We start from the raw sequence: 19,078 nt of genomic DNA, 5'->3' as shown, positions 1-19,078 counted from the left end.
TGCGTTTTGCCGGGCCTGCGCTTTGTGATAAAAGAGCGTGTTTACCGCGGCCGTCCGGTCGCGTGCGTTGTCAGCGAGGCCCGTGTTGTCCGAATCCCTCCCGTCGTCCGAGCACGACTGCTATCACTGCGGCTTGCCCATCCCCGCTGATGTGGATCTTCCGGTGGAGATCGATGGAACCCCCCACCAGATGTGCTGTACGGGCTGCCAGGCCGTGGCCCAGTCCATCGTCAGCAGCGGGCTGGTGGATTACTACAAACGCCGCGACACGCTGCCCGAGCAGGCCCGGGAGGCCATGCCCGACGAGCTCAAGGAGCTGGGGCTTTTTGACCATCCCGACTTTCAGCAGGGCTTCGTCAAGCCCATCGGCGAGCATGAGCGGGAAGCCGACCTGATCCTCGAAGGCATCACCTGCGCCGCCTGCATCTGGCTCAACGAGCAGCATGTGGCCCATCAGCCGGGTGTCACGGCGGTGGACATCAACTACGCCACCCGGCGTGCCCGGGTGCGCTGGGACGAGCGCAATATCAAGCTCTCCGACATCCTCGGCGCCATCCAGGCTATTGGTTACCGGGCCTACCCGTATGACTCCGCCCGGTCGGAGCAGATTTCCCAGCGGGAGCGTCGTTCCGCCCTGTGGCGCCTGTTCGTGGCCGGCTTCGGCATGATGCAGGTCATGATGTACGCCTTCCCGGTGTATGTGGCTGACCCCGGCGACATGACGGCCGACATCGAGTTGTTGATGCGCTGGGCCAGCCTGATTCTCACCGCGCCGGTTGTGCTGTATTCCGCCGCCCCCTTCTTCAGCCACGCCCTGCGCGATGTGCGCCTGCGTCGCCTGGGCATGGACGTGCCTGTGGCCCTCGGTGTGGGGGCGGCCTTTGTGGCGAGTTGCTGGGCCACCTTCACGGGCAGGGGAGAGGTGTACTTCGACTCGGTCACCATGTTCGTCTTCTTCCTGCTGTGCGGGCGTTATGTGGAGATGCTCGCCCGCCAGAAGGCCGTGCGCGGGGTCGAGGAGCTGGGCAAAGCCCTGCCGGCCTTTGCCGAGCGACTGGCTGCCTACCCGCTGCCGGAAGGTGAGCGGGTGCCGGTCTCGCAACTCGTGGCGGGCGACATCATCCGCATCAAGCCCGGTGAAACCGTGCCTGCCGACGGCGTGGTGATCGACGGCAACAGCGAGGCCAATGAAGCCCTCCTGACCGGTGAGAGCCGGCCGGTGCCCAAGGCGCCGGGGGCCGAGGTGACAGGAGGGAGCCTCAATATCGGCAGCCCCCTGACCGTGCGGGTCTCCCGCACCGGTGACAACACCCGGCTGGCGGCCATTCGTCATCTGATGGAGCGTGCGTCGGCAGAAAAGCCCAGAGTGGTTCAGCAGGCTGATCGCGTCGCCGCTTATTTCATCGTGGCGCTGCTGGTGCTGGCGGTGGTGACGGCTGCATGGTGGTGGTGGACCGATCCGGACCGGGCCTTGTGGGTGTTTGTCTCTGTGCTGGTGGTGAGCTGCCCTTGCGCCCTGTCCCTCGCGACACCGGTGGCGCTCACCGTGGCGACCGATGCCCTGGCCCGCATCGGCGTGCTGGTAACCCGCGGGCACGCCATCGAGGCGCTGGCCCGGGCTGATCATTTCGTCTTCGACAAGACTGGCACCCTCACATACGGAGAGATGCGGGTCGAGCAGGTACGCCTGCTGGGGCGCGTCGACGAGGCGGGCGTCCTGGCCCTGGCCGCTGCGCTCGAACAGGGTTCCGAGCATGCCATCGCCGCCGCGCTGCGTCTGCGTGCAGGTGGCGGGGCCTTGCCGGCCATCGCTGAACTGGCCGCGACCACGGGGCAAGGGGTGTCGGGTTTGCTCAACGGTGTGGCCCATCGCGTCGGGCGGCCAAGCTTCGTTGCCGAACTTGCCGGTTCGCCGGTACCCGAGGCTCTGCGTGAGGATGAGCGCTCAGGGCGCACGGTGATTGCCCTGGGGTCGGCGCAGGGATGGTTGGCGGGCTTTACCCTTTCCGATGGTCTCCGGGAGGATTGCCCCGCAGCTTTCGAATCCCTGCGTGGCAAGGGTATTGCTCTGTCCATCTTCAGTGGTGATACGCCGTCGACGGTCGAGGCGCTGGGCCGGCGTCTCGGGGTTGCACAGGCCCTTGGCGGCATGACGCCCGAGGACAAGCACCGTGGCCTGGTTGCCCTGCAGAAGGGCGATGCGGTGATCGCCATGGTGGGCGATGGCGTGAATGACGCGCCGGTGCTGGCCCAGGCACAGGTGTCGGTGGCTATGGGCGGAGGTACCGATCTGGCCCGCAACCAGGCCGACATCGTCCTGCTGAGCGGCCATCTTTCCTCTCTGGCCGAAGGGGTCACCCTGTCCCGTCGCGCGCTGGCCATCATCCGGCAAAACCTGTGGTGGTCGTTTGCCTATAATTTCACTGCCGTACCTCTCGCCATGTTCGGGCTCGTCACGCCGTGGATGGCGGGCATCGGCATGTCGGCGAGCTCGCTCTTCGTCGTCCTGAATGCCTTGCGCTTGCAGCGCAGGCCACCTCGCTGAGGGATTCCATGGAAAGTCTTTACCTGCTGATTCCCCTGTCCGTCGTGCTGGTTTTCGTGATCGGGGTTGTATTCTGGTGGTCGGTCCGGAGTGGTCAGTTCGATGATCTTGAAGGCCCAGGCTACCGAGTGGTGGTCGACGATGATGCACCGCCGGTGGTGAAACCTCCGGTCAAGGAGGATGACGGCGGTACGTCTCGCTGACGGGGTGAAAATTCACCACGCTATCTGAAGGGTTTTTGACCCAAATCAAGACGCCCGGGCAGGGAGATGCGCATACTCCGTTCCAAGTTGAAAACGCAAACACGAGCAACAAAATGCGTTTTCCTGGTGCGATGGCGCCAGTACTTAAGTCTCTCTGTTGGGGTTGGGGGTGCGCGATGCGCACCCTTTTTTTTCGCCTTTTTGCCCCCATTCCTGTGTTTCGGAAGCCATCTGTCCGATGTCTTCGCTTGCCGGTCAGCCCCCTTGCCTGACCGTCGCGAGTCACTGCGGAACCCTTCCTTCGTCCTGGATCAGCCTTGTTCCGGGCGGGCTTCGTGATTGCTTGTCAGCGCGTTCGATCGAGTGGTGTTGGGCCTTGTGCGTTGAAAAGCGCCGTTCTGAGGCGCCAACCTGCTAAAATTCCGGGCTTTAGTTTTTCGACCATCCTTTGTCTCACTGGAGTCTGCCTCATGGCCATTGAACGTACCCTGTCCATCATCAAACCCGACGCTGTTGCCAAGAACGTGATCGGTCAGATCTACGCCCGTTTCGAAGGCGCCGGCCTGAAGATCATCGCGGCCAAGCTGGTGCACCTCTCCGAGCGTGAAGCCGGTGAGTTCTACGCTGTGCACAAGGAGCGCCCCTTCTTCAAGGATCTGGTCTCCTTCATGACCTCCGGTCCGGTGATGATCCAGGCCCTGGAAGGTGAAAACGCCATCGCCAAGAACCGTGAGCTGATGGGCGCCACCGATCCGAAAAAGGCCGACAAGGGCACCATCCGCGCCGATTTCGCAGAGTCCATCGACGCCAACGCCGTGCATGGCTCCGACGCGCCCGAAACCGCCGCTGTGGAAGTTGCTTTCTTCTTCCCCGGCATGAACGTTTACAGCCGTTGATGATCTCTGGTTGCGGGATGAAAGCCCTTCTTCCCGCTGCCAAGGATGGAACTACCCGTGGTCAATCTCCTCGATTTCGATGCCGAAGCCCTTACCGACTGGTTTGTCCAGCAAGGTGAGAAACCATTCCGCGCCAAGCAGGTGCTCCGCTGGGTGCATCGCTTCGGTGCCACCGATTTCGACCAGATGACCGACGTGGCCAAGTCCCTGCGGGCCAAGCTCGCAGGGACGGCCTGCATCACGCCGCCGGTGCCGGTGCGTGACAGCATCTCCACGGACGGTACACGCAAGTGGCTGCTGGATGTGGGCAACGCCAATGCGGTTGAAACGGTGTTCATTCCCGAAACCAACCGCGGCACCCTGTGCATTTCCTCCCAAGCCGGCTGTGCCCTTGACTGCGCTTTCTGTTCAACAGGCAAGCAGGGCTTCAACCGCAACCTCAGTGCCGCTGAGATCATCGGTCAGTTGTGGCTGGCCAATCGCATGCTGGGCGCCAATGGCGACGGTGAGCGGGTGATCAGCAACGTGGTGATGATGGGCATGGGCGAGCCCCTCGCCAACTTTGACAACGTCGTGTCGGCCTTGAAGCTGATGCTCGACGATAACGCTTACGGTCTTTCCCGGCGGCGCGTCACCGTATCCACGTCAGGCATCGTGCCGGCCATGGATCGCCTGCGCGACGCCTGCCCCACGGCCCTTGCCGTTTCCTTGCACGCGTCCAATGACGCCTTGCGGGACAAGCTGGTGCCGATCAATCAGAAGTACCCCCTCCGCGAGCTGATGGCAGCCTGTCGGCGTTACCTTCAGAAGGCGCCACGAGATTTCATCACTTTCGAGTACGTCATGCTGGACGGCATCAACGATTCCGATGCCCATGCCCGTGAGCTGGTTGCCCTCGTGCGGGACGTACCTTGCAAATTCAACCTCATTCCGTTCAACCCCTTTCCGGGGTCCGGCTTCGAGCGTTCGCCGGCGCCGCGGATCAGACGTTTTGCTGAGATCCTTATAGATGCCGGTATCGTCACCACCACCCGCAAGACCCGCGGTGATGATGTGGACGCGGCTTGCGGCCAACTGGCCGGCCAAGTGCAGGACAAGACCCGCCGCACGACGCGCATTGTGCCGATTCAGGAGGTCTGACCGTGAAACGCATTATGCTGGCCCTGTCCATCCCGCTCATGCTGTCTGCCTGTGCGGGTCCGCAGATCCCGGGAGGGGTGGCGCGACTGGAGCGCCCGGTGTCCGAACAGCCCGTTCAGAGTGACGGACGGCGCAAGGCCAAGGTGCATGTGGAGCTCGGTCAGGCCTATTTTCAGGCGGGCCGCTTCGGGGTTGCCCTGGATGAGGCGCGTGCCGCGGCCACCTATGATTCCGGCTATGCCCCCGTTTATCAGCTGATGGGCCAGGTGCATATGTATCTGGAGGAGAACGAGATCGCGGAGGCGAATTTAGCCCATGCCCTGCGTCTCGCCCCGGGTGATCCGGAAGTGATGAATGCCTACGGCTGGTTCCTGTGCTCGGTCGGCAAGGAGCAGGCCGGGCTCGAGCTCCTGACCACGGCGGCACGCAATCCTTATTATCAGAGTCCCGCCCGGGCGCTCAACAATGCCGGGCTGTGCCAGGTTCGGCTCAAGAACGATCGAGCGGCTGAAGAGCAGTTTCTCCGGTCGCTGGAGACGGATGCGACCAATCTGCAGGCCATTTACCATCTCGCCGCCATCACCTACCGGCGAGGGGCCTATGAGGCGTCGCGGCGCTATATTGCCGCGCTGCATGAAGGTGGGGAGCCGACTGCCGAAAGCCTGTGGCTTGGCATCCGCGTCGAGCGTCGCCTCGGTGACCGGGCGGCCGAGGCTGCCCTTGCCCAACAGTTGCGTCGGCGCTTTCCCGCTTCTCCCGAATATCAAGCTTTCCAGCAAGGGCTGTATCAGTGACAGATTCTCAAGCTTTGTCGTCCTCCCCGAACCCGGTTGATGAAGTCCGGGCCGGTGATGGCCTGCGCCGCACTCGTGAGGCCCAAGGGCTCAGCATTTCTGAAGTGGCACATGCCCTCAAGCTCAACCCTCGGCAGATCGAGGCCCTTGAGTCCGGGCGTTTTGACCTCCTGCCGGGTTTTGCGTTCACCCGTGGTTTCCTGCGCAACTACGCCCGTCTCCTCAAGATCGATCCCGCACCCCTGCTGGCCCAGCTTGAGCCTCCAGAGGCCGATGCCAATGTGGAGCTGGCCCCTAGCTCTAACGCTCAGGGCGAGATGCCAGAGATTGGTCGAGGCCGTTTCCGCCGCTCGGTGATTCCCGGCATCCTGGCCGCCCTGGCGCTCCTTGGGGTCGTTGTGGCGGGCTGGTATTACGACACCCTGCGCTCTAAGCCGGCCGAGGAGCTGGCTGCCAGCCTTCCGGCCCCTGTTGAAGCTGTGCCCTCGTCCGAGCCCTCTCCGGCGGGTGAAACCGTCACCCCGGTAGCTGTTGGTGCCGCTGTGGCATCTCCGGCCGAGGTGGCCGTGGCCCCGCAGGTTCTTCCTGGTGCGCCGGCGGTTGCACCTGAGGTGGTGCCGGTTGCTGTTCCCGTGCCGGCAGTTGTCGAGACGCCAAAAGCCGCCGATGGCATGGAACGCCTGGTTTTCGACTTCAGCCAGGATGCATGGGTTGAGGTCAAGGACGCGAGCGGCAAGATCATTTTTTCGCGCCTCGGCAAGGCCGGCTCCCGGGAGCAACTCGAAGCACGTGCTCCCTTTTCACTGGTTGTCGGCAATGCCCGTTACGTGAAACTTGAGCGCAACGGTACGCCGGTCAATCTGGGCACCAAGGCGACGGTTGCCCGTCTCAAGCTGGAATGAGGGCAGAAACCATGGATCTTCTTCTCTCCGGGCGGGCTGCCGCGCGGCGTGTCACCCGTGAAGTGCGGATTGGTCAGGTTGTGGTTGGCTCTGGCGGCCCAATTGTCGTTCAGTCCATGACCAACACCGATACGGCCGATGATTTTTCGACCTCGATGCAAGTGGCCCAGTTGGCCCGGGCCGGGTCGGAGTTGGTGCGGATCACCGTGAATAACGATGAGGCGGCCAAGGCCGTCCCCAGGATCCGGGACAAGCTTCTGTCCATGAATCTCGACGTCCCGCTGGTAGGCGATTTTCACTACAACGGCCACAAATTGCTGGCTGACAACCCGGCCTGCGCCGAGGCTCTTGCCAAATACCGAATCAATCCAGGCAACGTAGGGCAGGGCGCCAAGCGCGACACCCAGTTTGCGTCCATTGTCGAAATGGCTTGCCGCTTCGACAAGCCGGTGCGCATCGGTGTCAACTGGGGCAGCCTGGACCCGTCGGTGCTGGCGAGGATCATGGATGAGAATGCCCGCCGCGAGATCCCCCGGGATGCCGGTGCCGTCATGCGCGAAGCCCTCGTGACCTCGGCCCTGGAGTCGGCTGCGAAGGCGGAAGAGTACGGGCTGGGTGGTGACAAGATCATCCTGTCTGCAAAGGTCAGCAGCGTGCAGGATCTGATCGCCGTCTATCGTGATCTGGCCGCAAAGTGTGATTACCCGTTGCACCTGGGGCTGACCGAGGCCGGAATGGGTTCGAAGGGTATCGTTGGCTCGACTGCAGCGCTTGCCGTGCTTTTGCAGGAAGGCATTGGCGACACCATTCGGGTGTCCCTGACGCCGGAGCCCAACGGGAGCCGCAGCCAGGAGGTCATCGTCGCCCAGGAGATCCTTCAGACCATGGGCTTGCGCGCGTTCACACCCATGGTGACGGCTTGCCCGGGCTGTGGGCGCACCACCAGCACTTTGTTCCAGGAACTGGCTTCCGATGTGCAGAGCTATGTTCGCGACAACATGCCGATCTGGCGTGAGCAGTTCGATGGCGTCGAGAACATGAACCTCGCCGTGATGGGCTGCATCGTCAATGGTCCGGGTGAGAGCAAGCATGCCAACATCGGGATATCCCTGCCCGGAACCGGTGAGTCTCCCGCGGCGCCGGTCTTCGAGGACGGCGTGAAGACCCAGACCCTGCGTGGCGACAACATCAGTAACGAATTCAAGACAATCATTGAAAGGTACGTGGCCCGTACCTACCGCCGCAAGGGCGCTCCGGCCTGAAGCGCCGGACGTCCCCCACGAAAAACAAGAAAGATCATGAGCAAAGTCCTCCAGGCCGTGCGCGGGATGAATGACATCCTGCCCGACGACGCCGAAGTGTGGGAGCAGTTCGAGGACATCGTCCGCAACTGGCTTCACAGCTACGGCTACCGTCCCATCCGCATGCCCATCGTCGAGCCGACGCCGCTGTTCAAGCGCGCCATCGGTGAAGTGACCGACATCGTCGAGAAGGAGATGTACTCCTTCGAGGATGCCCTCAACGGTGAGCACCTTACGCTGCGCCCGGAAGGCACCGCGTCCTGCGTGCGGGCCGCGATCCAGCACAACCTGCTGTTCGGTAATCCACGCCGACTCTACTATCACGGTCCGATGTTCCGCCACGAGCGCCCGCAGAAGGGGCGCTATCGCCAGTTCCATCAGGTTGGCGTGGAGGCCTTGGGCTACGAAGGTCCGGACATCGATGCCGAACACATCCTCATGTGCGCGCGTTTGTGGGACGATCTGGGTCTTGACGATGTCAGGCTGGAGATCAACTCCCTGGGTAGCAGCGAGGAGCGCGCAGCGCATCGTGCAGCCCTGATCACCTATCTCGAGCAGCACAAGGATCGCCTCGACGAGGATGGCCTGCGCCGCCTGTACTCGAATCCGCTGCGCATCCTGGATACCAAGAATCCCGACCTGCAGGGTATTGTCGAAGCGGCGCCCCGCCTTGCGGATTTCCTGGGCGAGGAGTCCCGTAAGCACTTCGATGGTGTGCAGACCCTGCTGAAGGATGCAGGAATGCCCTATCGTATCAATCACCGTCTGGTGCGCGGCCTTGACTACTACAACCGTACGGTCTTCGAGTGGGTCACGACCCGCCTCGGCGCTCAGGGCACGATCTGTGCGGGTGGCCGCTATGACGGGCTGGTGGCCCAGCTCGGCGGCAAGCCCGCGCCGGCGGCTGGTTTTGCCATGGGTGTGGAGCGACTTCTGGCCCTCTGGCAGGAGTGTGGTGGTGAGGCGGAACGTGTGGTGCCGGATGTCTATGTGGTTCATGCGGGCGAGGCCGCCCAGCGGGCAGCCTTTCGTGTGGCCGAAGCACTGCGCGGTACCGGGTTTTCAGTGACCCTGCATTGTGGTGGTGGGGGCTTCAAGTCCCAGATGAAGCGTGCCGATGCATCCGGCGCGCCCTTTGCAGTGGTCATCGGTGACGATGAGGCCGCGGCAGGCGAGGTCAGCCTCAAGCCCTTGCGCGACGGCAGTGAACAGATTCGCGTCCCGATGGACGCGCTCCCCGAAACCCTGGCGGACCGCCTACTCGAATCGGAAGAAGACGATGGCAGCATTTGACCTCGAAGAACAGGAACAGATTTCCCAGATCAAGGGCTGGTGGGAGAGCTATGGCACCGTTGTGACAGCGGTCGCCGTGGTTGCGGCCCTGGCCTCGGTGGGCTGGCAGGGCTGGAACTGGTACCGGGGCCAGCAAGGCGCCGAGGCTTCGGCCCTCTATGCGGTCGTGCAGCAGGCTGCTGTCGAGCACAATGCCCAGAAGGCCCGGGAAGTAACCGGGGCGATCATCGAGAAGTACAGCGGCACCCCCTACGCCGACCTGGCAGCCCTGCTGTCTGCCAAGGTGCAGAGCGATGCCGGCGATCTGAAGAACGCCCGCGTGCCCCTCGCCTGGGCGGCCGAGAAAGCCAACGATCCGGCCCTGCGCAACCTGGCGCGGCTGCGTCTGGCTACCGTACTGCTTGACGAGAAGGCCTATGACGAGGCCCTGGCGCAGCTCCAGGCTCCGGTCGATGCCGATCTGGCGGCCCGTTTCGCCGATCTGAAGGGTGACATCCTGGTGGCCCAGGGCAAGCCAGCCGAGGCGCGGGCGGCCTACAAGGCCGCTGTCGATGCACTGGCTACGGCAGTGAAGCCCGAGGCTTCCACCCTGCGTGAAATTGCCCAGGCCAAGCTTGATGCCGTCGGGGGTGCCCAATGAGGGCGCACCGCCTGGCGCTGATCCTGGCGGGTGCCTTGTGCCTGGGTGCGTGTTCGTCCCTGAATCCGTTTTCCTCGTCGAACACCAAGATCCCGTCGCTCAAGCCGCTGACCAGTTCCGTGAATGCGACCGAGACCTGGAAGGGGCGCGTCGGTGGGGCAGGTCGTTTCGTTTTTCAGCCGGCGGTTTCCGGCGATGCGGTTTTTGCAGCGGCAGGGGATGGCACTGTCGTCCGCCTGCAAGCCGGGCGGAGTGTCTGGAAGACTTCGGTCGACACTCCGATTTCCGGCGGCGTGGGTGCCAACAGTCGATTGGTTGTGGTGGGCTCGCCCAAGGGTGAGGTTATTGCCCTGGACGCGGAGTCGGGCCAGATCAAGTGGCGGGTGTCGGTCAATGCGGAGATTCTCGCTGCCCCGGTGCTGTCTGACGGGATAGTGGTGGTGCGTAGTGCAGATAGCCGCCTTTTTGGGCTTGATCCGGCGGACGGCAAACGGCGCTGGGTTTACCAGCGCGCCCTGCCTGCGCTCTCCCTGCGCAATTCAGCGGGCGTGGTGCTCGAAGGGAATGCGGTCTTTGCCGGCTTCCCGGGCGGCAAACTGGTGGCCGTCAGCGCAGTCAATGGCAGCCTGATGTGGGAAGGCGCCGTGGCCGTTCCGCGAGGTGCCACCGAGCTCGAACGGATTGCCGACATCACCAGCCTTCCGGTACTGGGGGCCCGTGCAGCGTGCGCGGTGGCCTATCAGGGGCGTATTGCCTGCTTCGATCTGGCCAACGGCTCCACCTTGTGGACGCGGGACATGTCCAGCTCGAAGGGGCTCGACCAGGATGGACGGCAGGTTTTCGTCACCGATGCGAAGGGGGCCGTACATGCCCTCGATCTGTCCACCGGTGCCAGCGCCTGGAAGCAGGATCAGCTTGCCGGCCGCGGCGCGGGGCGTCCCCGCGTGGTCGGAGAGCATGTGGTCGTGGGTGACATCGAGGGCTATGTGCATGTCCTTCGCAAGGACGACGGCAGCCTCGTAGGCCGCCAGCGCACTGATTCCAGCCCGATTCTTGCAGATATCCAGCGTGCCGGCAGCGACATCGTCGTGCAAACGCAGGACGGAAGTGTTTACGCCCTTGGCGTTCAATAACGGAGTCGCCGACGCGTGAAACCCACCCTGGTCCTGGTAGGACGCCCCAATGTGGGCAAATCGACCCTCTTCAACCGCCTCACCAAGACGCGTGATGCCCTGGTCGCCGATTTTCCTGGCTTGACCCGGGACCGCCGCTACGGCATGGGGCGAGCGCTTGAACGGGAATTCCTGGTGGTTGATACCGCGGGTTTCGACCCCGTGGCCAAGGATGGCATCGTTCATGAGATGGCCAAGCAGGCGGAGCAGGCGATCGCCGAAGCCGATGCACTGGTTTTCATGGTGGATGCCCGTTCCGGGCTTACCCCCCACGACGAGCAGATTGCCAGCCGTCTGCGTCGCGCCGGCCGCCCGACCTTTCTGGTCGTGAACAAGGCGGAGGGCATGAACCGGGCGATGGTGTCGGCCGAGTTTCATGCCTTGGGTATCGGTGACCCGCTATGTATTTCGTCGGCCCACGGCGACAACGTCAATTCCCTGATGGAGTTGATCCTGGAGTCCTTTCCGGAAGACGAGGACGATGAGCTTCCTGACGAAAAGGGCCCCCGTGTGGCCATCGTCGGACGCCCCAACGTGGGCAAGTCCACCCTGGTCAATACCCTGATCGGCGAGGAACGAGTCATTGCCTTCGACATGCCCGGAACCACGCGGGATGCCATTGAGGTGCCCTTCGAGCGCAACGGCAGGCATTACACGCTGATCGATACCGCGGGCCTGCGCAAACGCGGCAAGGTCTTCGAGGCAGTCGAGAAGTTTTCGGTCATCAAGACCCTGCAGGCTGTTGAGCAATGCAATGTCGTTGTCCTGGTGCTTGACGCAAGCCAGGAGATTTCCGATCAGGACGCACACATCGGAGGCTTTGCCGTGGAAGCCGGCAGGGCGCTGGTTGTTGCAGTGAACAAATGGGACAGCGTGGACGACTACCGTCGTGAGCGTATCAAGGAAGATATCGCCCGCAAGCTGCCCTTCCTGGGCTTTGCGCGATTTCTTTACGTTTCAGCCTTGAAGGGCCAAGGTATCGCCCCCATGTTGAAGGCTGTGGATGGCGCCTACGAAGCAGCGATGACCAAGCTGTCCACGCCCAAACTGACCCGTCTGCTTCTCGATACGATTGTCCGCCAGCAGCCGCCTCGGCACGGAGGCTTCCGTCCCAAGATGCGTTATGCCCACCAGGGGGGGATGAATCCTCCGGTGATCGTGGTGCATGGTAGTGCGCTCGATCATGTGCCACCGTCATATGTGCGTTTCCTGGAGCGGAGCTTCCAGGAGGCGTTCAAACTGCAGGGCACCCCTTTGCGGATACAATTCAAGTCGTCCCACAATCCTTACGCGAATAAGGATTGAAGAACCGTTTTCCACACCATCGAGCGGCTTGCTGTCATTTTGTGGCAGTGCAGCAAAAGGCTCTATAATTATTCCAAACTAAAACCATAGAGGTTCTACCATGAGCAACAAGGGGCAACTCTTACAAGATCCGTTCCTCAACGCATTGCGGCGCGAGCACGTGCCGGTTTCCATTTACCTGGTGAACGGCATCAAGTTGCAAGGTCAGGTCGAGTCCTTCGATCAGTACGTTGTTCTGTTGAAGAACACCGTAACCCAAATGGTGTACAAGCATGCCATCTCGACCGTGGTCCCCGCACGGCCGGTCAATATCCAGCAGGAACAAAACGAGGCAGCAAGCTGACTTCCCTCATCAAGGGCCATTTGAAGGCTGAAGATCAAGCGGGCTGACGCGTGTTTGAGCGACCCTCCGCGGGAAACCGCGCCGTTTTGGTTCAGGTTGATTTCGGGCAAGGCGGTATCGACGAGCGCCTCGCGGAGGTTGGCCTGCTGGCTTCAAGTGCGGGAGCCAGTGTGGTGGGTGTTGTCCAGGGTCGTCGGCAGGCGCCTGATCCGGCGTTCTACGTGGGCAAAGGCAAGGCTGAGGAGATCGGCCAGGTCGCCCAGATGAACGAGGCGGATCTCGTCATCTTCAATCACGACATCACCGCTGCCCAGCAGCGCAATCTTGAACGCAAGCTCAACTGCCGGGTTGTCGATAGATCGGCATTGATCCTCGACATCTTTGCCCTCCGTGCCAAAAGCCATGAAGGCAAACTGCAGGTCGAGTTGGCCCAGTTGCAGCACCTTTCCACCCGTCTTGTCAGAGGCTGGACCCACCTGGAGCGGCAAAAGGGCGGCATCGGTTTGCGTGGTCCGGGTGAGAAGCAGCTCGAAACCGACCGCCGGTTGCTGGGCGAGCGCGTCAAGATGCTCAAAGGACGGCTGGCCGTTCTTGAGCGTCAGCGCGCCGTGCGCAGGCGGGCACGGGAACGGCGGGACGTGCTCAGCGTGTCCCTCGTGGGTTACACCAACGCCGGAAAATCCACGCTCTTCAACGCCTTGACCAAAGCGGGCGCCTACGCCGCCGATCAGCTGTTCGCAACGCTGGATACGACCTCCCGTCGTCTTTTTCTCGGTGAGGCCGGGAACATCGTCCTCTCTGATACGGTCGGATTCATTCGAGATCTGCCTCACTCCCTGGTAGCAGCTTTTCACGCCACGCTTGAGGAAACGGTATCAGCCGATTTGTTGCTGCATGTCGTCGATTCATCCAGCGATGACAGGGAAGGACAGATTGCGGCTGTCAATGGTGTGCTCGACGAGATCGGGGCAGGGATGCTTCCGCAGATCCAGGTCTGGAACAAGATCGACGCGAGCATGGCAAGCGCGGAAGTGCAGCAGGACGCTTGTGGTAACATCTCGCGCGTTTTGCTCAGCGCCAGGTCAGGCGAAGGGCTTGATCTGTTGCGCCAGGTTCTTGCAGACGTGGCCCTGAAACACAAGGCAGCGCTGGCAGCCATCTCGGAATCCCGGGACGAGTCATACTGACGCGTTCCAGTTACCCCACTTCCCGGAGCGGATACATACCGTGATCTCAGGCATTCTCATGTCCCTCAATGATCCCAAATGGGGCAACCGTGGTGGCGGCGACAATCGCGGCGGCGGCGATAACCAGGGTCCTCCAGACCTCGAAGAATTGTGGCGCGACTTCAACCGGCGCCTGTCGGGCATGTTTGGCCGCGAGCCCGGGCGTAGTGGAGGCTCCGGTGGTGGTGACGGTGGTAACCGTCTGCCCGAATTCAATTTTCGCCAGTTCGGCGGCGGTATCGGGCTGATCGCTGCCTTCGGTGCCGTGGTCTGGCTGGCCAGCGGCTTTTACATCGTGGATGCAAGCCAGCGGGGAATCGTGCTGCAGTTCGGACGTTTCCTGGAAGCGACCGAACCGGGTCTGCGCTGGCGCCTGCCTTACCCCGTGCAGTCCCACGAATTGGTCAATTTGACCGGCGTGCGTACGGTGGAAATCGGCTATCGGGGGTCGGAGCGTAACAAGGTGCTCAAGGAAGCCCTGATGCTCACCGACGACGAGAACATCGTGAACATCCAGTTTGCTGTGCAATACGTCCTCAAGGATCCACAGCAGTATCTGTTTAACAACCGAGGCGCTGACGATTCCGTGATTCAGGCAGCAGAAACTGCTGTTCGTGAAATCGTGGGCAAGAGCAAGATGGACTTCGTACTGTACGAAGGGCGTGAGCAGGTGGCCGCAAATGCCCAGAAGCTGACCCAGGAAATCCTTGATCGTTACGCGACGGGTATCCAGGTGAGTAAGGTGACGATGCAGAACGCCCAGCCTCCCGAGCAGGTTCAGGCCGCTTTCGATGATGCGGTCAAGGCCGGTCAGGATCGTGAGCGCCAGAAAAACGAAGGCCAGGCTTACGCGAACGACGTGATTCCGCGGGCCCGCGGTGCCGCTTCGCGTCTGCTTGAGGAGGCAGATGCCTACAAGGGCAGGGTGGTCGCCCAGGCTGAGGGTGATGCCTCGCGCTTCAAGCAGATCCTGACTGAATATTCCAAGGCGCCGGAAGTGACGCGCCAGCGCATGTATATCGAGACCATGCAGCAGGTCCTGTCCAGCACGTCGAAGGTCATGGTGGATGCGAAAGGCAGCGGCAACCTGCTTTATCTGCCCCTCGACAAGCTGATGCAGGCGACCGCTGCAGCGGGTTTGGCTCCGACTGCCGATCCAGCGCAGGCGGCACGTCCCTCTGTCGCACCTGCGGCGGAGAGCTCAGTTACACCGCCGCGTGCGGATGCCCTCTCGGGTGAGGCCAGAACCCGCGAAGCCACACGCAATCGCGATCGGGGAGAACGTTGATGAGAGAGCGCCTGTCACTTTTTGTCGGCGTCGGCCTGTTTATCGTCGCCGTGTTGTCCATGTCCTTGTTTACCGTGGATCAGCGTCAGCATGCCCTCGTCTTCCAGTTGGGTGAGGTGAAGGAGCAGATCAGTGAGCCGGGTCTGCACATGAAGATCCCTCTCATCCAGAACGTGCGCTACTTTGACAGCCGGATCCTGACCCTCGATACGACGGAGCCCGAGCGCTTCATCACGTCCGAGAAAAAGAACGTGCTGGTGGATCTTTTCGTCAAGTGGCGCATCGTTGATCCGAAGCTTTACTACATCTCCGTCGGCGGGGATGAGGCCCGGGCGAAGACGCGCCTTGAGCAGACGGTGAATGCCGGTCTGCGCGAGGAGTTCGGCAAGCGGACGGTGCATGATGTGGTGTCCGGCGAGCGGAACAAGATCATGGATGAGATGCGTGTGAAGGCCGATCAGGATTCCCGCAAGATCGGCGTTCAGATCGTTGATGTGCGCCTGAAGCGGGTTGACCTGCCTGCCGAAGTGTCCGAGTCGGTTTATCGGCGCATGGAGGCAGAGCGCAAGCGCGTGGCCAACGAGCTCCGTTCCGAGGGGGGCGCCGAGGCAGAGAAGATCAAGGCCGATGCCGACAAGCAGCGTGAAGTGATCATTGCCGAGGCTTACCGCACTGCCCAGATGGTCAAGGGTGAAGGCGATGCGAAGGCGTCCGCCATCTATGCCCAGGCCTTCGGCCAGAGCCCCGAGTTCTATTCCTTCTACCGCAGTCTCGAAGCCTACCGCAGCAGCTTCAAGAGCAAGTCCGACGTCATGGTCGTTGAGCCGAGCTCTGAGTTCTTCAAGTACCTGAAGGGCGCTGGCGGTCGGTCCGGCGGTTCCGATTCGGGCAAGAGCGGGAAGTAATGGGGAGGACCCTGATCATCGCTTTTGCACTGATGCTGGTGCTGGAAGGCGTTATTCCCTTCGTCGCTCCCGCCGCCTGGCGGGAGACTTTTGCCCGCCTGATCCGTCTGGCTGACGGGCAAATACGTTTTGTCGGTCTGGGTTCGATGGTTCTCGGCCTCGCTATTCTGATTGTCTTTTCCTGAGGCGCTCTACCCATGTTGCGTTGGGTTCTACCCGAATATATCCAGGACGCCCTGCCCGCAGAGGCTGCCAAGCTGGAAGATCTGCGCCGTCGCCTGCTCGATGCCTTTCGTTTGAACGGATATCAGCTCGTCGCGCCTCCGCTACTCGAATATCTTGAGTCCTTGCTGACCGGCGCGGGTCAGGATCTCCAGTTGAAGACCCTCAAGCTTGTGGATCAGCTGTCGGGCCGTACCATGGGGGTGCGGGCCGACATCACGACCCAGGTCGCCCGCATCGACGCTCATCTGCTCAACCGCAAGGGGGTGACCCGACTGTGCTACTGCGGCACGGTTGCCCATGCCGTTCCTTCGTCGCTTACCGCAACCCGCGAGCCTCTCCAACTCGGTGCCGAGCTTTACGGTCACGCGGGCCTCGAAGCCGACGCAGAAGTGATCCGGCTGCTGGCCGGGACGCTGAGCATTGCCGGTGTCGGTACCTCGCGGATTGACCTGGGCCATGTGGGCCTGTTCAAGGCCTTGTCCCGCAAGGCGGGGTTGCCGGCTGATCGGGAAGAGGCGCTTTTCGATTGCCTGCAGGCCAAGGATCTTCCCGGACTGCATGAGTTGCTTGGCGATGTGGCTGCGGAAGTGCGGACCGGGTTGCTGGCTTTGCCAACGCTTTACGGGGCTGCTGACGTGCTGGGTAAGGCCCGCGCCTTGCTGCCCGACGATGGCGAGATTCGTGCTGCGCTGGATGACCTGGAGCAACTGGCCACGCAGCTGGCAGACTTGCCCATCAGCTTTGATCTGGCCGATTTGCGCGGCTACCACTATCACAGTGGTGTGGTGTTTGCGGCCTACGGAGGGAATTCTCCTGTCGCCCTGGCGCTCGGCGGGCGTTACGACAGCGTCGGCCGCGCCTTCGGTCGGGGGCGTCCGGCTACCGGATTCAGCCTTGATCTGCGGGAGCTTGCTGCGCAGGTTGCCGATCCACTGCTGCCTGGCGCCATCCTCGCGTCTGGCGCGGGGACGGAAGGTTTTGACGAGGCTGTAGCCCGCCTGCGCGAAGCAGGGGAGAATGTAGTCGTTGAATTGCCCGGCCATGAAGGCACGTGGCGTGAGGCCGGTTGTGACCGGCATCTAATTCTGCGGGGCGGCGCCTGGCAGGTTGAACCGCTTCAGGGAGAGTAAGAAAAATGGCAAAGAATGTAGTGGTGGTCGGTACCCAGTGGGGCGATGAAGGCAAAGGCAAGATCGTTGACTGGTTGACCGATCAGGCTCAGGGGGTAGTGCGCTTCCAGGGCGGGCACAACGCGGGTCACACCCTTGTGGTCGGGACGACAGAGTACAAGTTGAATCTGGTGCCCTCCGGTATCGTCCGGGAAGGCGTCCAGTGCTACATCGGCAATGGCGTGGTGCTGGACATCCATCACCTGCTGGCTGAAGTCCGTGGGCTGGAGGCTGGCGGCATCAAGGTGCGGGAACGCCTGCGGATCAGCCCGGGCTGTCCGGTCATTCTCGGCTATCACTCGGCTCTCGACCGTGCGCGCGAGGCGAAGAAGAGTGCCGGTGACAAGATCGGTACGACTGGCAAGGGCATTGGCCCGACCTATGAGGATAAGGTGTCCCGTCGGGCCCTGAGGGTCTACGATCTGTTCGATCCGAAACGCTTTGCCGAAAAGCTGGCGGAAGTACTCGACTATCACAATTTCGTTCTGACCCAGTATCTGGGCGCCGAACCGGTTGAGTTTCAGGCCGTGTTCGACCAAGCGATGGCCGATGCCGAAGAGATTCGGCCGATGGTGACCGATGTTTCGGCAGACCTTTACGCCATCAACAAGGCAGGGGGCAATCTGCTGTTTGAGGGTGCGCAGGGCACCTTGCTCGACATTGATCACGGTACCTATCCGTTTGTGACCTCCAGCAACTGCGTTGCCGGCCAGGCGGCTGCGGGTTCTGGCGTGGGCCCTGGCCGGCTGCACTACGTGCTGGGCATTACCAAGGCTTACTGTACCCGCGTTGGCGGCGGTCCTTTCCCCACTGAACTGGATTTTGAGACCCCCGGTACTCCGGGCTACCAGATGTCCACCGTTGGCCGTGAGTTCGGCACCGTTACCGGCCGCAAGCGTCGCTGTGGATGGCTTGATCTGGCTGCGCTGAAGCGTTCGATCATCATCAACGGTGTCTCGGGCTTGTGCATCACGAAGCTGGATGTTCTGGACGGGCTCACCGAACTCAAGCTGTGCACCGGTTATATGCTGGACGGCAAGCGTATCGACCTGTTGCCGATGGGCGCGGAGGAGGTGGTTCGCTGCGAACCCATTCTCGAGACCATGCCTGGCTGGAGTGGAACCACCTTTGGTGCGCGCACCTGGGATGCACTGCCGCCTGAAGCCCGGGCCTATCTGCATCGCATCGAGGAGATCTGCGAGATTTCCATTGATGTGGTGTCCACCGGGCCGGAACGTGACGAGACTATTCTGAAGCGCCATCCTTTCGGCGCCTGAGCGTAGGTCTCTCGATAAGCCCCGGTTGCAGGCTCGCCGCCTGCATCCGGGGCTTCGTCCATTCATGCCCGGGCGGAAACGAGGAGGGTGGAGCGGTGAACGACAAAACAAAAAGGCCGGTCATCAACTGACCGGCCTTTCCGATATATCTGGTGCCCAGAAGAGGACTCGAACCTCCACGCCTCGCGGCACTAGTACCTGAAACTAGCGCGTCTACCAATTTCGCCATCTGGGCAACGAAAGCGCTATTATAGAACAAATTGATGCAGACGCAAAAGCCTTGCAGCCCACACTTTTTGGATCATCCGTCGCAATCGAAACAAACAAAGAAAAAGCCGGTCAACCGACCGGCTTCTCCGAAACATCCTGGTGCCCAGAAGAGGACTCGAACCTCCACGCCTCGCGGCACTAGTACCTGAAACTAGCGCGTCTACCAATTTCGCCATCTGGGCAA

Annotated in this window: 18 protein-coding genes and 2 tRNA genes; 18 read left to right on the top strand and 2 right to left on the bottom strand. The window is 61.9% G+C overall.

Annotated features, from left to right (window positions below):
• Nucleotides 1–82: 82 nt before the first annotated feature.
• From ACIQ09_RS01350 to ACIQ09_RS01265, 18 genes are all read left to right on the top strand, one after another.
• On the top strand, nt 83–2,545 hold the full coding sequence (locus tag ACIQ09_RS01350) for a heavy metal translocating P-type ATPase (RefSeq protein ID WP_398304945.1): 2,463 nt from the start codon (nt 83–85) through the stop codon (nt 2,543–2,545).
• An 8-nt stretch (nt 2,546–2,553) separates the two neighbouring features.
• Nucleotides 2,554–2,748: a cbb3-type cytochrome oxidase assembly protein CcoS gene (gene ccoS / locus ACIQ09_RS01345; RefSeq protein ID WP_398304942.1), complete on the top strand. Its 195-nt coding sequence runs from the start codon at nt 2,554–2,556 to the stop codon at nt 2,746–2,748.
• 470 nt (nt 2,749–3,218) lie between these two features.
• A complete protein-coding gene (ndk, locus tag ACIQ09_RS01340) occupies nt 3,219–3,644 on the top strand; it encodes a nucleoside-diphosphate kinase (RefSeq protein ID WP_398304939.1) in 426 nt (141 codons plus the stop codon).
• Nucleotides 3,645–3,689: 45 nt separating this feature from the next.
• Nucleotides 3,690–4,784 carry a 23S rRNA (adenine(2503)-C(2))-methyltransferase RlmN gene (rlmN, locus tag ACIQ09_RS01335; RefSeq protein WP_398304936.1) on the top strand — a complete coding sequence of 365 codons (1,095 nt, stop codon included), beginning with the start codon at nt 3,690–3,692 and terminating at the stop codon, nt 4,782–4,784.
• Nucleotides 4,785–4,786: 2 nt separating this feature from the next.
• The gene (gene pilW / locus ACIQ09_RS01330) at nt 4,787–5,578 is read left to right on the top strand and encodes a type IV pilus biogenesis/stability protein PilW (RefSeq protein WP_398304933.1); all 792 of its coding nucleotides are present in this window, start codon (nt 4,787–4,789) and stop codon (nt 5,576–5,578) included.
• Nucleotides 5,575–6,480, top strand: a complete 906-nt coding sequence (locus ACIQ09_RS01325) for a helix-turn-helix domain-containing protein (protein WP_398304930.1) — start codon at nt 5,575–5,577, stop codon at nt 6,478–6,480. Before pilW ends, ACIQ09_RS01325 begins: the two co-directional genes overlap by 4 nt.
• An 11-nt stretch (nt 6,481–6,491) precedes the next feature.
• Nucleotides 6,492–7,742 (top strand): flavodoxin-dependent (E)-4-hydroxy-3-methylbut-2-enyl-diphosphate synthase, encoded by a 1,251-nt coding sequence (gene ispG, locus ACIQ09_RS01320; RefSeq protein ID WP_398304927.1) that lies wholly within the window; start codon nt 6,492–6,494, stop codon nt 7,740–7,742.
• 36 nt (nt 7,743–7,778) lie between these two features.
• Nucleotides 7,779–9,074, top strand: a complete 1,296-nt coding sequence (hisS, locus tag ACIQ09_RS01315) for a histidine--tRNA ligase (RefSeq protein WP_398304924.1) — start codon at nt 7,779–7,781, stop codon at nt 9,072–9,074.
• Complete coding sequence (locus tag ACIQ09_RS01310) at nt 9,061–9,714, top strand: YfgM family protein (RefSeq protein ID WP_398304921.1); 654 nt, start codon at nt 9,061–9,063, stop codon at nt 9,712–9,714. Before hisS ends, ACIQ09_RS01310 begins: the two co-directional genes overlap by 14 nt.
• Entirely contained in the window at nt 9,711–10,847 is a 1,137-nt protein-coding gene (bamB, locus tag ACIQ09_RS01305; protein WP_398304919.1) for an outer membrane protein assembly factor BamB, read from the top strand. Before ACIQ09_RS01310 ends, bamB begins: the two co-directional genes overlap by 4 nt.
• A gap of 15 nt (nt 10,848–10,862) precedes the next feature.
• Nucleotides 10,863–12,191, top strand: coding sequence for a ribosome biogenesis GTPase Der (gene der / locus ACIQ09_RS01300; protein ID WP_398304917.1), 1,329 nt, complete (start codon nt 10,863–10,865; stop codon nt 12,189–12,191).
• Between the two features lie 100 nt (nt 12,192–12,291).
• On the top strand, nt 12,292–12,534 hold the full coding sequence (hfq, locus tag ACIQ09_RS01295; RefSeq protein ID WP_079434940.1) for an RNA chaperone Hfq: 243 nt from the start codon (nt 12,292–12,294) through the stop codon (nt 12,532–12,534).
• Nucleotides 12,535–12,584: 50 nt separating this feature from the next.
• Nucleotides 12,585–13,721, top strand: a complete 1,137-nt coding sequence (gene hflX / locus ACIQ09_RS01290) for a GTPase HflX (RefSeq protein ID WP_398304913.1) — start codon at nt 12,585–12,587, stop codon at nt 13,719–13,721.
• A 58-nt stretch (nt 13,722–13,779) separates the two neighbouring features.
• Nucleotides 13,780–15,048 carry an FtsH protease activity modulator HflK gene (gene hflK, locus ACIQ09_RS01285; protein ID WP_398304910.1) on the top strand — a complete coding sequence of 423 codons (1,269 nt, stop codon included), beginning with the start codon at nt 13,780–13,782 and terminating at the stop codon, nt 15,046–15,048.
• Nucleotides 15,048–15,953 carry a protease modulator HflC gene (hflC, locus tag ACIQ09_RS01280; RefSeq protein WP_398304907.1) on the top strand — a complete coding sequence of 302 codons (906 nt, stop codon included), beginning with the start codon at nt 15,048–15,050 and terminating at the stop codon, nt 15,951–15,953. The genes hflK and hflC overlap by 1 nt, the downstream gene beginning before the upstream one ends.
• Nucleotides 15,953–16,138, top strand: coding sequence for a DUF2065 domain-containing protein (locus tag ACIQ09_RS01275; RefSeq protein ID WP_398304905.1), 186 nt, complete (start codon nt 15,953–15,955; stop codon nt 16,136–16,138). The genes hflC and ACIQ09_RS01275 overlap by 1 nt, the downstream gene beginning before the upstream one ends.
• Before the next feature lie 12 nt (nt 16,139–16,150).
• A complete protein-coding gene (locus ACIQ09_RS01270) occupies nt 16,151–17,308 on the top strand; it encodes an ATP phosphoribosyltransferase regulatory subunit (RefSeq protein WP_398304902.1) in 1,158 nt (385 codons plus the stop codon).
• A gap of 5 nt (nt 17,309–17,313) precedes the next feature.
• Nucleotides 17,314–18,624 (top strand): adenylosuccinate synthase, encoded by a 1,311-nt coding sequence (locus tag ACIQ09_RS01265; protein ID WP_398304899.1) that lies wholly within the window; start codon nt 17,314–17,316, stop codon nt 18,622–18,624.
• A gap of 150 nt (nt 18,625–18,774) precedes the next feature.
• On the opposite strand, the gene ACIQ09_RS01260 is transcribed toward ACIQ09_RS01265, so the two are convergent.
• Together ACIQ09_RS01260 and ACIQ09_RS01255 are read right to left on the bottom strand one after the other, a co-directional pair.
• Nucleotides 18,775–18,859 (bottom strand) — tRNA-Leu (locus ACIQ09_RS01260).
• A 132-nt stretch (nt 18,860–18,991) separates the two neighbouring features.
• Nucleotides 18,992–19,076 (bottom strand) — tRNA-Leu (locus ACIQ09_RS01255).
• Nucleotides 19,077–19,078: the final 2 nt, after the last annotated feature.

This window comes from Zoogloea sp. (genome assembly GCF_044344315.1).
Classification (GTDB): domain Bacteria; phylum Pseudomonadota; class Gammaproteobacteria; order Burkholderiales; family Rhodocyclaceae; genus Zoogloea.
This window is presented reverse-complemented; position numbering and strand designations above follow the sequence as displayed.

What these genes read in the sequence shown, in the direction of transcription:
- ccoS (WP_398304942.1), top strand. Translation starts at nt 2,554, where the DNA reads ATGGAAAGTCTTTACCTGCTGATTCCCCTGTCCGTCGTGCTGGTTTTC.
- ndk (WP_398304939.1), top strand. Translation starts at nt 3,219, where the DNA reads ATGGCCATTGAACGTACCCTGTCCATCATCAAACCCGACGCTGTTGCC.
- rlmN (WP_398304936.1), top strand. Translation starts at nt 3,690, where the DNA reads ATGGAACTACCCGTGGTCAATCTCCTCGATTTCGATGCCGAAGCCCTT.
- ispG (WP_398304927.1), top strand. Translation starts at nt 6,492, where the DNA reads ATGGATCTTCTTCTCTCCGGGCGGGCTGCCGCGCGGCGTGTCACCCGT.
- hisS (WP_398304924.1), top strand. Translation starts at nt 7,779, where the DNA reads ATGAGCAAAGTCCTCCAGGCCGTGCGCGGGATGAATGACATCCTGCCC.
- ACIQ09_RS01310 (WP_398304921.1), top strand. Translation starts at nt 9,061, where the DNA reads ATGGCAGCATTTGACCTCGAAGAACAGGAACAGATTTCCCAGATCAAG.
- bamB (WP_398304919.1), top strand. Translation starts at nt 9,711, where the DNA reads ATGAGGGCGCACCGCCTGGCGCTGATCCTGGCGGGTGCCTTGTGCCTG.
- hfq (WP_079434940.1), top strand. Translation starts at nt 12,292, where the DNA reads ATGAGCAACAAGGGGCAACTCTTACAAGATCCGTTCCTCAACGCATTG.
- hflK (WP_398304910.1), top strand. Translation starts at nt 13,780, where the DNA reads ATGTCCCTCAATGATCCCAAATGGGGCAACCGTGGTGGCGGCGACAAT.
- hflC (WP_398304907.1), top strand. Translation starts at nt 15,048, where the DNA reads ATGAGAGAGCGCCTGTCACTTTTTGTCGGCGTCGGCCTGTTTATCGTC.
- ACIQ09_RS01275 (WP_398304905.1), top strand. Translation starts at nt 15,953, where the DNA reads ATGGGGAGGACCCTGATCATCGCTTTTGCACTGATGCTGGTGCTGGAA.
- ACIQ09_RS01270 (WP_398304902.1), top strand. Translation starts at nt 16,151, where the DNA reads ATGTTGCGTTGGGTTCTACCCGAATATATCCAGGACGCCCTGCCCGCA.
- ACIQ09_RS01265 (WP_398304899.1), top strand. Translation starts at nt 17,314, where the DNA reads ATGGCAAAGAATGTAGTGGTGGTCGGTACCCAGTGGGGCGATGAAGGC.